The 14204-nt window shown below is 70.2% G+C and carries 14 protein-coding genes and 1 pseudogene; 6 read left to right on the top strand and 9 right to left on the bottom strand.

What is annotated here, in order from left to right; genetic code table 11:
* The first annotated feature begins 446 nt into the window (after positions 1-446).
* Positions 447-2420, top strand: coding sequence for a GDSL-type esterase/lipase family protein (locus ABT114_RS12540; protein ID WP_351141547.1), 1974 nt, complete (start codon positions 447-449; stop codon positions 2418-2420).
* Positions 2421-2559: 139 nt separating this feature from the next.
* Here the strand turns inward: ABT114_RS12540 and ABT114_RS12535 are convergent, their stop codons facing one another.
* On the bottom strand, positions 2560-2742 hold the full coding sequence (locus ABT114_RS12535; RefSeq protein ID WP_351141545.1) for a hypothetical protein: 183 nt from the start codon (positions 2740-2742) through the stop codon (positions 2560-2562).
* Positions 2743-2869: 127 nt separating this feature from the next.
* Between ABT114_RS12535 and ABT114_RS12530 the strand changes: the two genes are divergently transcribed.
* Entirely contained in the window at positions 2870-3076 is a 207-nt protein-coding gene (locus ABT114_RS12530) for a hypothetical protein (RefSeq protein WP_351141543.1), read from the top strand.
* On the opposite strand, the gene ABT114_RS12525 is transcribed toward ABT114_RS12530, so the two are convergent.
* On the bottom strand, positions 3073-4119 hold the full coding sequence (locus tag ABT114_RS12525; RefSeq protein WP_351141541.1) for a helix-turn-helix domain-containing protein: 1047 nt from the start codon (positions 4117-4119) through the stop codon (positions 3073-3075). The two genes, ABT114_RS12530 and ABT114_RS12525, sit on opposite strands and share 4 nt — an antisense overlap.
* A 111-nt stretch (positions 4120-4230) precedes the next feature.
* Here ABT114_RS12525 and ABT114_RS12520 point away from each other — a divergent pair, with 111 nt between their 5' ends.
* Complete coding sequence (locus ABT114_RS12520; RefSeq protein WP_351141539.1) at positions 4231-4569, top strand: hypothetical protein; 339 nt, start codon at positions 4231-4233, stop codon at positions 4567-4569.
* Positions 4566-4763, top strand: coding sequence for a hypothetical protein (locus tag ABT114_RS12515; RefSeq protein ID WP_351141537.1), 198 nt, complete (start codon positions 4566-4568; stop codon positions 4761-4763). Before ABT114_RS12520 ends, ABT114_RS12515 begins: the two co-directional genes overlap by 4 nt.
* Before the next feature lie 119 nt (positions 4764-4882).
* On the opposite strand, the gene ABT114_RS12510 is transcribed toward ABT114_RS12515, so the two are convergent.
* On the bottom strand, positions 4883-5116 hold the full coding sequence (locus tag ABT114_RS12510) for a helix-turn-helix domain-containing protein (protein WP_351141536.1): 234 nt from the start codon (positions 5114-5116) through the stop codon (positions 4883-4885).
* A gap of 267 nt (positions 5117-5383) precedes the next feature.
* Entirely contained in the window at positions 5384-7009 is a 1626-nt protein-coding gene (locus ABT114_RS12505) for a recombinase family protein (RefSeq protein WP_351141535.1), read from the bottom strand.
* A 36-nt stretch (positions 7010-7045) separates the two neighbouring features.
* On the opposite strand from ABT114_RS12505, the pseudogene ABT114_RS12500 reads away from it, so the two are divergent.
* Positions 7046-7276: pseudogene (locus ABT114_RS12500) on the top strand (PNPOx family protein); the annotation flags it as partial.
* Between the two features lie 7 nt (positions 7277-7283).
* Here ABT114_RS12500 and ABT114_RS12495 read toward each other — a convergent pair.
* The 5 genes from ABT114_RS12495 to leuA all read right to left on the bottom strand — a co-directional run bounded on the left by ABT114_RS12495 (position 7284) and on the right by leuA (position 13307).
* Entirely contained in the window at positions 7284-7778 is a 495-nt protein-coding gene (locus tag ABT114_RS12495) for a methylated-DNA--[protein]-cysteine S-methyltransferase (RefSeq protein ID WP_351141533.1), read from the bottom strand.
* Entirely contained in the window at positions 7775-9187 is a 1413-nt protein-coding gene (locus tag ABT114_RS12490) for a bifunctional transcriptional activator/DNA repair enzyme AdaA (protein ID WP_351141531.1), read from the bottom strand. The genes ABT114_RS12495 and ABT114_RS12490 overlap by 4 nt, the downstream gene beginning before the upstream one ends.
* Before the next feature lie 109 nt (positions 9188-9296).
* Positions 9297-10388, bottom strand: a complete 1092-nt coding sequence (gene rsgA / locus ABT114_RS12485) for a ribosome small subunit-dependent GTPase A (protein WP_351141529.1) — start codon at positions 10386-10388, stop codon at positions 9297-9299.
* Between the two features lie 313 nt (positions 10389-10701).
* Positions 10702-11511, bottom strand: a complete 810-nt coding sequence (locus ABT114_RS12480) for an ABC transporter ATP-binding protein (RefSeq protein WP_351141527.1) — start codon at positions 11509-11511, stop codon at positions 10702-10704.
* Positions 11508-13307 carry a 2-isopropylmalate synthase gene (gene leuA, locus ABT114_RS12475; RefSeq protein ID WP_351141525.1) on the bottom strand — a complete coding sequence of 600 codons (1800 nt, stop codon included), beginning with the start codon at positions 13305-13307 and terminating at the stop codon, positions 11508-11510. Before leuA ends, ABT114_RS12480 begins: the two co-directional genes overlap by 4 nt.
* Before the next feature lie 188 nt (positions 13308-13495).
* Here leuA and ABT114_RS12470 point away from each other — a divergent pair, with 188 nt between their 5' ends.
* Complete coding sequence (locus tag ABT114_RS12470) at positions 13496-14185, top strand: FadR/GntR family transcriptional regulator (RefSeq protein WP_351141523.1); 690 nt, start codon at positions 13496-13498, stop codon at positions 14183-14185.
* Positions 14186-14204: the final 19 nt, after the last annotated feature.

Below are 14204 nucleotides of genomic sequence, written 5' to 3'. Positions count from 1 at the left end.
GGTCCAAGGTCGACAAGCGCGGGCCGAACGAGTGTTGGCCGTGGAAGGGCAGCACAGATCGGGAAGGGTATGCGGTGTTCTGGGTTAGCGACGGATCGTCCCGCGCCGCGCGCTTCGCATACGCCCACCTTGTTGGCCCGATTCCTGATGGGCACACGATCGATCACGTTCGCGCACGAGGCTGCATCCGCAGGGACTGCACCAATCCAGCGCATCTCGAACCCGTACCCCCGGGCGTCAACACCCTTCGGAGCAACGCGTGGTCGGGCGTCAACGCCCGTAAGACGCACTGCCACCGAGGGCATGAGTTCACCCCCGAGAACACCTACACCCCTCCCAAAAAGCCTCGGACGCGCCACTGCCGGGCGTGCCAAAGGATCAATGCCCAAGAGAGCCGAGCAAGGCGATCGGAGCGTGCCTGAATGTTTCCTCCTGGCGTGCAAACAGTGACCCTCTCGGCTGGCGCTGCCGGTTACCGGACGCTGGACGGCACCCCGTATCAGGGGACGATCCGGCTGACGCCGTCCGTCTCGCGAGTCGTGTCCGCCGAGCACGGAGTCATCGCGCTCGGCTCCGTGAACGTCACGCTCGGCGCGTCCGGCGAGTTCACCGAGACGCTGCTGGCCATCGATGCCGACGGATTCGAACCCTCCGGCTGGACGTACCGGGTCGACGAGGAGTTCACCAACGCTCCGGGTAAGGCATACAGCATCAGCCTGCCCGCAGCCGCACCTACGGTCGCTCTGCCGTCGCTGTCCCCGGTCGACTCCGCCACCGGCACCGTGCAGTCGCCGGCCGTGCTGTCCGTCAACGGCGAGACCGGCATCGTCGTCCTCGATGCAGCGGACGTCGGCGCCGTGGCCAGCAGCGACCCGCGCCTCTCCGACTCCCGTACCCCGACCGCGCACGCCGCCTCCCACGGTTCCGGCGGAAGCGACCCGGTCACGGTCGCTCTGTCCCAGGTGAGCGGGCTCAGCACGGCCCTGGCCGGGAAGGCGGACGGCCCGGCAACTGCCACGGCTGGCGCTGTGCCCCGCTTCGCCGACGCGACCGGGAAGATCCTCAAGGACTCCTCCCTCCTCGTCGCCGACGACGGCTCCGTCACCGTCGTAGGCAAGGCCGGATTCAACGGCGCGACCCCGGTGGCCCGGCAGACCGTGGCAGGATCGCGGGCCGACGGGACGGCGCTGGCTAGCCTGCTCACGGCGGTGGCCGCGACGGGCCTGATCACGGACAGCAGCAGCGCCGGTATCCCCGCGGCCTGGCGGCAGCGGCACCTCCCGGACCCGGCCATCGCGGACTCCCTGTACACGGGGACGGCGCCGACGATCAGCACGGCGCAGACGACGACCCCCACTAGCGGGTACATCAAATACGCGCCAGCCGGTGTGACGTTGTCCGGGACAGACGTCACCGGACCGTTCTCGTACATGGGAGCTGGCGGGTTCCAGGTCGGGGTTGGCACCCCGGACAGCAGCTATGTGCTGCCGCTGTCGAAGTACCCCAACACGTATGCGAGCGGCCAGGCCATCTGGAGTGTCGAGTTCGGCTGCGATGCGCAGACCATCCAAGTCCGCATGAAGTGGATCTCGGCGGCGACCATGTTCAGGCTGTCGGTCGACGGCCGGAAGGTCACCGATCTGATGCAGTCAAGCGGCGGCACCGGCGTCGGGTCCGGGCATCTCATCACCATCGATTTCGGGTCCGCCACTCCGCGCCGGATCCGACTCGATTTCACCACGTTCCCCTTCGGTGGCGTGTACATTCCGCCGAGCGCGACCCTGTGGGGCGTGCCGTCCCAGGGCGGCCGCCTCATGGTTCTCGGCGACAGCATCTCCGACGGCAGCGCACAGAACACCGGGGCCGGCAGTGGCACCTGGTTCGCGCGGGCAGCCCGCTTCCTCGGAGCGACGGATGCGTGGGAGCAGGGCCGCGGCGGCACCGGATACATCACGCCGGGCAGCTACGCCACCTTCGGGGACCGAGTCGCGGCCGACGTGGTCGCGTGGCTGCCGACGAGGCTCGTCATCTGGGGCGGCTACAACGACAACACCGGCACCCAGTCCGTGATCGCGGCCGCCGCAGCATCCCTGTACTCGGCGATCAAGACAGGGCTGCCGTCGTGCGAGGTGTACGTAATCGGCTGCTGGGCCCCGACCGGGTCGCCGGCGGCAAGCATCGTGAACACGGACAACACCCTGAAAGCGGCGGCCGCCGCTGCGGACTTCCCCTTCATCAGCCCCCTCACCGGATCGATCTACGACTCGACCGGCACCCTGGTGGCCACCCACGGGGCGTGGATCACCGCGGCGAACACGGCCGGCTACATCGGAGCCGACGCCATCCACCCGACCGACGCTGGCCACATCTACCTGGCCAGGCGGATCACAGCGGCGATCCGCGCCCTCATGCCCGCCTGACCGAGCGCCGTGTGGCCCTCGTCCTCCTGGAGGGCGGGGGTCACTTTTGCTGGTTGGACCGGCCAGGCTCAACGTCAGCACGTCGACCGTAGCGCCTCGGCCGCGGGCGGTCTCCCTACATCTGGGGAGTCTCGCGAGATCAGGCGGCGGTGGTCATCTCCGCCCGCGTGGCCGCCACCCACTCATCCAGCAGCAGCCCGTACAACGTCTGCTCCGCCATGGTCCACGCCCGGCCCTGCGCCCGCACGACGATCGCCCTGATCGCGGCGTTCACGACCGCAGCAGGGCGCACGACGCCAGAGGCGGGAGGGGTGGGGGGCATACCTCTAGCCTAATGATCCAACCGGCGATTCACTCATGCCCTGTCGGCCAATTCCCCCGCCCGCTATGCTCGGACCGCCCCCGAGGCCCGACACCCGGGGGCACCCAACTGTCGGGAGTAGAACCGCATGGAACGCCGCGTCGCCTACTGGGTCCTGCCCGCCGGGGTAGGCCCGGACGACTACGAGACCGCCGACCTCGAACAGCGCGAGGACATTGTCGACGTGCCGGAGCCTGAGGACGGCCTCGGCCTGAGCGTGCCCGACGTCCAAGACGCCCTACGCGACATGCTCCCCACCGGCGCCCGCCCGATCGGCATCCGCTTCCTCGACTAGGCCCGCCGCACCGCATCGTCCAGACGGGTCCGATAGTAGGCGTGATCCCGCGGAAACCCTTCCAGCCCGGGCAGCGCCTCCCGGAAACCCTCGGCAGCCTCCGCCCACCGCTGGCAGGCATACGCCGTATCCGCCGCCTGCAACCGGGCGCGCACCGGATCGAGCCAGTACAACCAACCCGGACGCTCCCCTTCATCTGGGGCCCGCAGCGCAAGCTCCCGAGCCTCATCCGCAAGCCGCCCCGCCCGATCCCGCTCACCGAGCTGGGCCGCCGCCATCGCCGCCTGATGCACCGCCACCGCCTCGGCCGCGGGGGAGAGTGGCCGCGGGCCGGCGAACCTGGCGGCCTCTGCCGTCCGTAGCGCGCGGACCGGGTCGCCGTAGGTGAGGCTGTAGTAGGAGCGGACCCGCTGCGCCCACGACGCCATATCCGTATGACCGCCATCGACAGCCCACCCGTGCGCGAGGTCGATCCACGCGAGCGCTGGCCCGCGGCGCTCGGCCTGCCAGGCCACCCAGGACAGCCAGTGCGCGTGCTCAGCGGCGAGGAGCATGAGCCGGTCGGCTGCCTGCCCGCTGGTGCCGGGGAGGAGTTGGGTGACGGTATCGAGCTGGGAGCGGACGACCGGCCAGAGTGCTCGGCCGCCGACTTCGTCTTCGGCACGCCGGTGTTGGGCGAGGACTACGCCGATCCAGTCTGCGGTCCGCAGGTCGGTACGGCCGACGGTGTGCGCGTGGGCGATCCGCTCGCGTAGCTCTGGCGTCGGCGCCCACTCCGGGTCCCCGCTGCTGGCACGGACGCCACCCAGTTCGATCGGCACGCTCAGTCCCTCGATGAACCGGGCGACAACAACTTCACTGGTCACCCGTGCACGCCCGCGTTCGAGGCGCGACACGTAGCCCTGATCCACCCCGATCAGCTCGCCGAAAGCGGTCTGAGAGAGGCCCGCCAAGGCCCGGTACCGGCGGATGAGCGTGGGCCAGTCACGGGCCGCCCACGCTGCACGTAAGGGCCCGTCGGCCCAGAGTTCCCGACGACTCACACGGTGACCATACTGCCGCTCCATGTAGCCGATACATGGTGTTGCTGCAATTGCAGCCAGACGATGGGGGTCCTTCACCGAGTCGGGTCGGAGAAAGAGATGACGATGCTCATGGACACCACGAGAAGCGCCTCCCCACCCACCTTCGAGGTACTCGCCCAACTACCGTTGCCCAAGCGCCTGTCGGACGCACAACGCGAGGGCCACGTGTGCGTGTGGGGCGGCGAGGCACTCTCCGCAGAGACCGCGGTCGACCTCGGATCACGGCGGATGGATGGCGTGCTGGCCTTCCCCCGCGCCTGCCACTCCTGCACGGGCCGCGTCGCAATGGGCGCGCTCTTCGACCACTGCTCCGGCCCTGACGCCTGCCCAGAGTGCCGGGAGGTGCCGGTCTGCGACACGGGCCGGGCTCTGAACCGGGTGATCCGAATGGGCGGGGCCGCCACATGAGCGGGCGGAAGCCCACGCTGCCGGACGACGAAGAGAAGTCGCTCGCGGCCGGCCGGGCGGCTGGGTACTGCTGGGAGCGGAACCCTGACGGGCCGGGCCGCTGCACCCGCCCGCCGAACCACGGCGGCCAGCACGTCGACCACTACAACGGACGTCTCCGCCCCACGGACACCCACGGCTACACCTGGCCGTGACGACCCCCGGTCCCGGCGCGACGGTGTGCCGGGGCCGGGGCGGCCGGCCTGATCTCCCCGTGTCAGGTGGCCGCCGGGGCCCGCTGCTGGTGCTGTCCGTGGCGCCGGCGGCGGGCCTTCTATCGCACGAGGTCGGCGAGCGGGGTGTTGAGGGCGTCGGCAATGCGGATCAGGTTGTCGATCAACGCGGCCTGGTGGCCCTGCTCGATCCTGTTGATGGCCTGCCGGTCCATGCCCGCTAACTCGGCGAGTCGTTCTTGGGACAGCTTCCGGCCGCGTCGGGCGTCGCGGATGCGGTCGCCGATGGCCCGGCGGCGGGCGAGGACCCAGTCGGGCGGCGGGGCGGATGGCACCCGCCACACGCTTCCGCGATCATGAGCGGGTGTCTGTATCGTCGACCGTACATTTCTAGATCAGGCAAGGGTCACGATCGCAAGCTTCGACTACCTAAAACACACGTTCGAGTGAACGATGGCATATGCATCTTGCCGCAGGAGAATCACAACCCAAGGGTGGAGACACCCCCCACGGACCGGCCGGTCAAGCACAGCCCCCCAGGCATGCGGTGCCCGGCCAACCGCGCCCCTCGGCCCCAAACCTCCGGGCCGAGGGGCGCACCCCTACTTCCACCCAATCTCCACCGACGACTCATCGAAATACGCGCCGCCCGGCAACCGCCCCCGCCGCGCCGGACCCACCCTCACCGTCATCGCATAGTCCAGCGCTGCCCGCTTCCGAGACAGATCCAACGCATTCCACGCAGCCACCGGATCCTCAGCACCCACAAGCTCCGCCAGCGGGTTCGCCTTCACCGCCGAACTCATCCGAGCCTCAGCATCCTCCAAGCGACGCCGCGCAGGCGCCCGAGCCGCAAGCCACTCCTGCCGATCCATCTCCCCAGCACCAAGCGCCGCCGCCAGATCATCCAACGTCGCCCGAGCCGCCCGCATATCCTGCTGGATCGCCTTGACATCGACAGGATCTTCACGCTGAAGCAGCAGAGCTGCAGCATCATCCCGCTGAAGCCGCGACAGAAACACCAGCTGCACATATTTATCGAGACCCGCCAGGTTCCGCGTCACGCAGTCCCCCTCACGGCACCGGTAGACGGCACGCGTGTGCCCCCGCCCGTCGGACTTCGACGACGCCTTCAACGTGGCCCCGCACACCATGCACTCGTAGATGTTCGACCCCAGATGCTTCCGCGTGTTCGGCACCGACGGGATCCGCGACGGATCCTCCAGCACGGCAACCACGCTCCGCCAGACAGGCTCATCCATCAGCCGCATCCAGTTCGCCCGACCGACGATCTCCCCCCGATGCTGCAACAGCCCCGCATTCCTCGGCCGCAAAAGGATCGCCCGAAGGTTCGACCCCCGATGGTTATTCCCGTGGCTCGTCGTCACACCCGCCTCAACCGCCGCCGAGGCGAGCGCATTAAGCGCAGCACCTGCCAGCACGCTGGCCCCAGCATCCCGGACCAGCGCCGCCTCAGAGCCCTCGGCGAAGGTGGCAGGCGTGTCGCAGCGATCGCAGCAATACACGACGACGAGGGTGTCCTTCGCCTTGCACGCCTGGCAGACAAGGTCACGGCTGAACTGGTCGACGGCTTCGCAGGCATCGCAGTGCTGTTGCAGGGTGAAGCCCTTGGGTCCGCGGCGGCCGCAGTGGGGGCATTCGAGGGTGCGTGGTGTGCGGCCGTCGCTCTCGTAGCCGAACGGCCGGGGGCCGCCCGCATACTCGCCGTGGGTGGCTTTCTGATCGCGCGCCCGCTTGGACCGCTCAATCATCCGCTCGACCTCGTAGCGGGCCTGCACGCCGAGTTGGCGGGCGATCATCCGGCCGGTGGCGGTGGAGAGGTCGAGCTGGCCGGCCTTGACGGTGCGGGTGTCGATGTCGCCTGGGGCGCAGACGTCGATGTACTCCTCCAGCTCGACGGGGGATCGGTGGAGGCGGTCGGTGTGCCACGACAGGACGCAGTCCGCTTCCCCGTTGCGGAGGGCGTCGAGCATCGCCTTGTAGTCGGGGCGTGGCTTGCCGGTGTACGCGCTGAGGTCGTTGTCCTCGAAGACGCGGACGATCCGGTATTCGACCTGCGGGGTGGAGAGTTGTTCGGCGAGGGCGCGGCAGTCGTCGGTCTGCCGCTCGGTGGCGAGGTGTGCGCCTTCACGGTCCTCGCTGATGCGGGCGTAGATGAAGCAGCGAACGACCCTACGGACAACGGTGATTGCGGTTTCGAGTGGCACGGTGCGAGTGTCCCACCCTAGGGGTGTCTTCCGCAGTCATTCGGCACGACGAAGAAGTGGCGCAACCTGCGGCAGAACCCGAAGGTCGCCCTGGTCGTCGACGACGTCGTCAGCGTCCGCCCCTGGCGGGTGCGCGGCGTCGACATCCGCGGCGAGGCCGAACTGCTCGTCGGCGCGCACGACCTGGGCCCGCACCTCAGCGAGGAGCTGATCCGCATCCATCCGCGGCGGATCCACAGCTGGGGGCTGGAGGAGGACGGCGCCTGAAGGGCGTCTAAAGCGCGCCTTCGAGCGTCAGCAGCCGCACCTTGCGCTCCAGCCCCGCCGCGTATCCCGTCAGCGAGCCGTCGGCGCCGATCACCCGGTGGCACGGGCGGACGACGAGCAGCGGATTGGCGCCGATCGCACCGCCGACGGCCCGCACGGCGGCTCGGGAGGCCCCGATCCGCGCGGCGATCTCGCCGTACGTGGTGGTCGCCCCGTAGGGCACGGTGTCGAGGGCGTCCCACACCTTCTCGCGGAAGGCCGTGCCCTCGGCGCGCATCGGCAGCCGGAACTCCTTGAGGTCACCGGCGAAGTAGGCGGCGAGCTGCTCCGCGGCCTCGCGGAAGGGCGCGGGGTCCTGCCGCAGGCCGCCCAGGTCCGCGAGGGTCCGTCCGCCCTTCTGGCCGGGCAGGGACAGCGAGGTCAGTACACCGCCGGCGTCGGCGGTGAGGAGGAGCTGCCCGAGGGGGCTGTCGAGGCTGGTCCAGCACGTCGGGCCGGTCATCGGTTCTCCCAGTTGTCTTCATCCCGCTCACCTGCTGCGCGCAGGTGGTGCAGTGCGTACGAGCGCCAGGGGCGCCAGGTGTCGGGGACGTCCATGCCGGGTGGCGCGACGTCCGGGTCGCCGAGGGCGCGGGTGCGGATGACGGCGACCGTCCCGGCGTCCATGCCGGGCAGGGCGAGCAGGGCCTGCTGCGCGTCGTCCCGGTCGGCGCCCGCGTCCAACCGTACGGCCCCGTCGGCGAGGGCGGCGGCGAGCGTGCCCAGGGGGCCGTCCCGCTCGGCCTCCGCGAGGGCGGCGGGCTCCGGGAAGAGGTGGGTGAGCGTGCCGCTGGGCGCGTCCAGTCCCTTGCCACAGCCGCGCACCAGCTGCTCGGCCGCCGCCCGCCCCGCCAGCGCCCGCACCGCCAGCTCCACCGGGTCGGCGGCGCCCGGTGAGCGCAGCCCCGGCCGGGCGGCGACCAGCGGGGCGAGCCTGGGGTCGGCACCGAGCCGCTCGTCGACGGCGTACGGATCGGCGTCGAGGTCGAACAGTCGCCGCAGCCGCTGTACGGCGGTGGTGAGGTCCCGCGGATCGGTGAGCTGCAGCCTTGCGTCGAGCCAGCCGCCGGCGTGGGCGGCCGCTGTCTCCCGCTGCGTTCCCGGCCGCTCGTGGACCGCGACGATCCCGGTGCCGTGGGGGAGGCGCAGGGTGCGCCGGTAGGTACGGCCGCCGGGGGCGCCGCTCACCTCTTCGACGCCGGGGACGGCCTCGCGGGCGAGCAGGTCGAAGAGGGGACCGGCCTGGTAGGGCCCGCGGTAGGCGAGCCGCAGCGGGATGCCGGCGGCGGGCGTGGCCCTGGTCCTCGGTCCGCCCCGGGGCGCGGCGGCCCGCAGCTCACTCGGCGTCGAGGCGTACACGGCCCGGACGGTGTCGTTGAACTGCCGCACGCTGGCGAACCCCGACGCGAACGCGATCTCCGTGACCGGCAGCTCGGTCGTCTGCAACAGCACGCGCGCGGTGTGCGCCCGCTGGGCTCGGGCAAGTGCGACCGGCCCCGCGCCGAGCTCGGTGGTGAGCTGCCGCTGCACCTGCCTGGCGCTGTACCCCAGCCGTACGGCGAGCCCGGCGACGCCCTCCCGGTCGACCACGCCGTCGCCGATCAGCCGCATGGCCCGGCCCACTACGTCGGCCCGCACGTTCCACGCGGCCGACCCCGGCACGGCGTCCGGCCGGCACCGCCGGCAGGCCCGGAACCCCGAGCCCTGCGCGGCGGCGGCCGTCGCGAAGAACCGCACGTTGCGTCGCCGCGGGGTCACGGCGGGACAACTCGGCCGGCAGTAGATACCGGTCGTCTCGACGGCGAAGAAGAACTCGCCGTCGAAACGGGCGTCCCGGCTGCGTACGGCCTCGTACCTGGTGTCCTCGTCCATCACAAGGTCCAGTGTGGGCGATGACCGGGGCGTGGGGCTGGCGGGAATCGGACATGGCGCTCACCCACCGGCCCGTAGCCTCGCCCACCGGCCCGCACCTACGTACGGATCACTGCCAACGCCCCCTCTTCGCCTCCATGGCGGCCCGCCCCTCGGCGCCCTTGCGCTTCCAGTCCTTGCGGATCTCCGCCCGGAGCCTCGCGTCGGTCTTGGCGACGATCCGCTGGTTCTCCCGGACGAGCTTGCGGTAGCTCTCGAGCCGTCGCTCGGGCAGCTCCCCCGTCTCGATGGCGGCCAGCACCGCGCACCCCGGCTCGCTCACGTGCGCGCAGTCGTGGAACCGGCACTCCCGCGCCAGCTCCTCGATCTCGGCGAAGACCTGCCCGACGCCGCTTCCGGCGTCCCACAGTCCGACGCCGCGCAGCCCGGGGGTGTCGATCAGCACGCCGCCGCCCGGCAGCGCGAGCAGGTTGCGCGTGGTCGTCGTATGGCGGCCCTTCCCGTCGACGTCACGCGTGGCCTGCACCTCCATCACATCGTCCCCGAGCAGCGCGTTCGCGAGCGTCGACTTGCCCGCGCCGGACTGCCCGAGCAGCACGGACGTACCGCCGCAGACGAGGGCGACGAGCAGGTCGAGGCCGTCCCCGTCATGGGCGCTGACGGTCAGCACCGGCACTCCGGGCGCCGCCGTCTCCACGTCCTGGACAAGGTACGACAGCCCCACCGGATCCGGCACGAGGTCGGCCTTGGTGAGCACGACCACGGGCTGGGCCCCGGACTCCCAGGCCAGGGCGAGGAACCGCTCGATCCGGCCGAGGTCGAGTTCGGCGCCCAGGGACACGGCGATGATCGCGTGGTCGACGTTGGCGGCGAGGATCTGCCCCTCGGACCGCTTGGAGGAGGTGGAGCGCACGAAGGCGGTACGGCGTGGCAGATACGTCCGTACGTAGCGCGGGTTGCCGACGGGTTCGACGGCAACCCAGTCGCCGGTGCACACGACCCGCAGTGGGTCGTGCGGCGTGACGAACGCGGTGTCGGCCCGCAGGACCCCGTCGGCGGTGACCACGTCGCACTGCCCGCGGTCGACCCGGAGCACACGTCCGGGCAGCAGCCCCTCGGAGTCGTAGGGGGCGAAGTCGTCCGCCCATGCCTCGTCCCAGCCGTAGGGAGCGAGCGCGGTGAAAACAGAGGTGGAAGTCAAGGGTGACCCTTCGCAGGGTGGCCCCGGCAGCCGCGCGCACGGGCGCGGAAGAAGTGAGTGTGTGTCAGCCGGTGGCCACGGAGGTGGACTTGATGAACTCCTGGATGCGGGCAGCGCCCATCACAGAGACAGCCATCGGTCAACACCTCCCGTTCCTCACACGACCGGACACGGCAGCCGACAGCCACCGCGTGTTTCGCCCCCCACCGTAGAGACGTACGCCCCCGGACGCCACGGAATATTCGAACTTCCTTGACGCCACGAGCCGCGCGGCGGTGCACTCCGGTGGGAGCGCACCGCCGCGACAGCCTTCTCAGCCGACTTGTGGTCTGACCGAGCGGTTGGCCCTCACACTCCATCGCCCGTCGACGCGGGTGAGGCGAATCGGGTGGTCGTAGCACTTGCTGACCTGGTCGCTGGTCAGGACCTCAGCGGCGGGTCCGGAGGCCAGACAACGCCCGTCGCGCAGCAGCATCACGTGGGTCGTCCCGGGAGGCAGCTCCTCCAGATGGTGGGTGACCAGGACCGATGCGAGATCCGGGTAGGTGTGCTGAAGCGCGTCGATCCGCTCGATCAGCTGCTCGCGCCCGGCGACGTCCAGGCCGGTGGCGGGCTCATCGAGCAGCAGCAGTCGCGGACTGGGCATGAGGGCGCGAGCGATCAACGCACGGCCCCGTTCGCCTTGGGACAGGGTCGGCCAGCGTGCACTGTGACGATCGCTGAGGCCGAGCAGGCTGATGAGACGGTCGGCATGGGCGACTTGCTCGGGTGTCGGGTTCCAGCGGGGCACGCGTTCGACGGTGTTGGTCAGTCCGGTCAGCACGACGTCCTCGACCTTGAGGGGCGAGCGCAGGTCGTGCCGCGGGTTCACATGGCCGACGTAGGAGCGCAGCTGCCGCATGTCGACCCGTCCCAGCCGGTGGCCGAGCACTTCCACGATGCCACGGGTAGGGTGCGCGAGCGCCCCGAGGAGACTGAGGAGAGTGCTCTTGCCCGCCCCGTTGGCGCCGAGCAGCGCCCAGTGCTCACCGGCTCGTACGGTCAGCGACACCTCGCTCAGAATCGGATTGCCGTCGCGGACGACATCCGCGTCTTCCACGCGGAGTACCAGGTTTTCGCTCACGAGGAGGCCCGCCCGGAGCGGTTGACCGCAGACATGACCGCGTGGACCGATGCGGTCAGGACAGAGGTGTCCCAGCCGGCTCCCCAGCAGGTGACGTCGTCCACGCGGCACTCGACGTAGGCGACAGCGGGGCTGCCCGGCCCTGTGCTGGTGGAGTGTTCGGTGTAGCTGAGGATGTCGACGGTGATGCCGACACTCCGGAGGGCGGCGGCGAGGGCGGACAGCGGCCCGTTTCCGGTGCCCTGGCAGGAGCGCTCCTGCCCGTCGACTTGCACCGCGCAGGTGAACCGGTGCTCGCCGGGAGCGGGTTCCGTGGTGTTCCAGGAGGCCAGTGTGACCGGGCCGTCCAGGGCCGGGGCGATGTAGGTGACGCGGAAGAGTTCCCACAGCTCCTTGTGGGACAGCTCCTGACCGGTGGCATCGGTGACGTGCTGCACCGTGCGGGAGAAGTCCGGGCGCATGGTGCGGGGGAGGTCCAGGCCGTGGTGGGTGTGGAGGAGGTGGGCGATGCCGCCCTTGCCGGACTGGGAGTTGATGCGGATGACTTCCTCGTACGTGCGGCCGATGTCGCCCGGGTCGATGGGCAGGTACGGCACCGCCCATGGGGCCTCTTCGGTGGAGACGCCCTGCTCCGCGGCTTGCTTGGCATGGTGGGCCATACCCTTGGCGATGGCGTCCTGGTGGGTTCCGGAGAACGCCGTGTGGACGAGGTCGCCCCCGTAGGGGTGGCGGGGGTGGACCGGCAGCCGGTTGCAGTGCTCCACGGCCTCGCGCACAGCGTCGATGTCCGAGAAGTCGATCATCGGGTTCACGCCCTGCGCGTACAGGTTCAGGGCCAGGGTCACCAGGTCGACGTTGCCCGTGCGCTCGCCGTTGCCGAACAGGCAGCCTTCCACGCGTTGCGCCCCTGCCAGGACGGCGAGTTCGGCACAGGCGACGCCAGTGCCGCGGTCGTTGTGCGGGTGGACCGACAGAATCACGGACTCACGGCGCGCGAGGTGGCGATCCATGTACTCGATCTGGTCCGCGTACACGTTCGGGGTGGCGATCTCCACCGTCGCAGGCAGGTTGTGGACCACCGGCCGGTCCGGGCTCGCTTCCCAGAGCTCGGTCAGGCTGTTGCACACTTCCAGGACGAAGTCCGGCTCTGTGAGGTTGAAGACCTCCGGGGAGAACTCGAACCGGATGTCGGCACCCGGCCGTTCTTCGGCACGGCGCATCAGGTAGGTGGCCGCGTCCCGGATCAGCTCGTGGACTTCGGCACGGGAGCGTCCCAGGACCACGTCCCGCCACGTGGGCGCGGTCGCGGTGTAGAGGTGCACGAGGGTGCGGGGGAGCCCTTCGACAGAGGCGATGGTCCGGTCGATCAGGTCCCGGCGGGCCGCGGTGAACACGGAGATGGTCACGTCGTCGGGGACGGCGCCGCTCTCGGCCAGGTGGCGTACGAAGTCGAAGTCGGTCTGGCTGGCGGAGGGGTAACCTACCTCGATCTCCTTGAAGCCCATGGTGACCAGGAGGTCGAACATCCGGCGCTTGCGGTCGGTGTCCATCGGCTCGGCCAGCGCCTGGTTGCCGTCGCGCAGATCGACCGGTACCCACAGCGGGGCGCTCTCGAGCCTGCGCGAAGGCCAGGTCCTGTCCGTCAGGGGCAGTGGGACCCGCTGGTGCGCGGGCCGGTAGCGGTGATGGGGCATCGCGCTCGGGCGCTGGAGGTTCCAGCGCGGCGCGTTCGCCGGGATGTCGCCGGCGGGAGTGCGAAGGGTGGGGAACACCGTGCTCTGGAAGGAGGAAGCCATCGTGCGGAACTTCTTTCAGTCGGCCATCCTGTGACCGGCGCAGCTCGGCACCCCGCTGCGGGGTGCCGGTCGTGTCAGGCCCCGCAGCGGCAGCCGAGGAGAAGAAGCTCGTGCAGCAGCATGACGGTACAGTAACGACAACTCAGCTCCTCAGACAACCTGAGAGGTATCGGAGAGGTGAACCTCGTATGTCGCTAGGTGCCTTGCGGCCGTCCCCCTTGGTCGAGCAGGCCACCGTGCACCTGCGCGAGCAGATCACCGGTGGCGAATGGGCCGTGGGAACGAAGCTCCCCGGTGAGACCGCCCTGGCCAAGTCCCTTGGTGTGGGGCGCTCAACTGTTCGCGAGGCCCTGCGGGCGCTGGCCGGCGCCGGGCTGGTGCAGGCGCGCCAGGGAGCCGGTGTCTTCGTCATCGCGACCAGGCCCAACGAGGACTGGTCCGTCCAGCTTCGTCAGGCGGCCATCACCGATGTCTACGAGGTCCGGATGCTCATCGAGGTCGAAGCCGCGCAGTTGGCAGCGCAGCGTCGAACCGACGACGACGTCGCCATCCTGCATGAGGCATTGGCCAGGCGTCGCGACGCCGCGAACGCGGGCAACGCCGAGTTCGTGGCGGCCGACATCGCCCTGCACGAGGCCGTGGTCGCCGCGGCGCACAACCCGGTGCTCACCGGGTTGTTCACCGAGTTCGCACCTGTACTGCGACAACGGCTGCTCGATCTGGTCGAGTTGCTCAGTCTGCGCTCCGACGATCCGAACCATGGCGATGAGGGGCACGCCGCACTGATCGACGCCGTCGTGAAGGGAGACGCCCAGGCCGCCGGACGTGCGCTGCGGGACGAGCTCAAGCAGACACTCGCCCTGCTCCACTCGCTCTGACGGGGCGAACCCGCCCGCC

The sequence above is a fragment of the Streptomyces sp. NPDC002088 genome, from assembly GCF_040296605.1.
Taxonomy (GTDB): domain Bacteria; phylum Actinomycetota; class Actinomycetes; order Streptomycetales; family Streptomycetaceae; genus Streptomyces.
The sequence above is the reverse complement of the archived record's forward strand: the minus strand, read 5'-3'. Positions and strand labels throughout refer to the sequence as shown.

What these genes read in the sequence shown, in the direction of transcription:
- ABT114_RS12535 (WP_351141545.1), bottom strand. Translation starts at nt 2,742, where the DNA reads ATGCCCCCCACCCCTCCCGCCTCTGGCGTCGTGCGCCCTGCTGCGGTC.
- ABT114_RS12530 (WP_351141543.1), top strand. Translation starts at nt 2,870, where the DNA reads ATGGAACGCCGCGTCGCCTACTGGGTCCTGCCCGCCGGGGTAGGCCCG.
- ABT114_RS12520 (WP_351141539.1), top strand. Translation starts at nt 4,231, where the DNA reads ATGGACACCACGAGAAGCGCCTCCCCACCCACCTTCGAGGTACTCGCC.
- ABT114_RS12515 (WP_351141537.1), top strand. Translation starts at nt 4,566, where the DNA reads ATGAGCGGGCGGAAGCCCACGCTGCCGGACGACGAAGAGAAGTCGCTC.
- ABT114_RS12495 (WP_351141533.1), bottom strand. Translation starts at nt 7,778, where the DNA reads ATGACCGGCCCGACGTGCTGGACCAGCCTCGACAGCCCCCTCGGGCAG.
- ABT114_RS12490 (WP_351141531.1), bottom strand. Translation starts at nt 9,187, where the DNA reads ATGGACGAGGACACCAGGTACGAGGCCGTACGCAGCCGGGACGCCCGT.
- leuA (WP_351141525.1), bottom strand. Translation starts at nt 13,307, where the DNA reads ATGGCTTCCTCCTTCCAGAGCACGGTGTTCCCCACCCTTCGCACTCCC.
- ABT114_RS12470 (WP_351141523.1), top strand. Translation starts at nt 13,496, where the DNA reads ATGTCGCTAGGTGCCTTGCGGCCGTCCCCCTTGGTCGAGCAGGCCACC.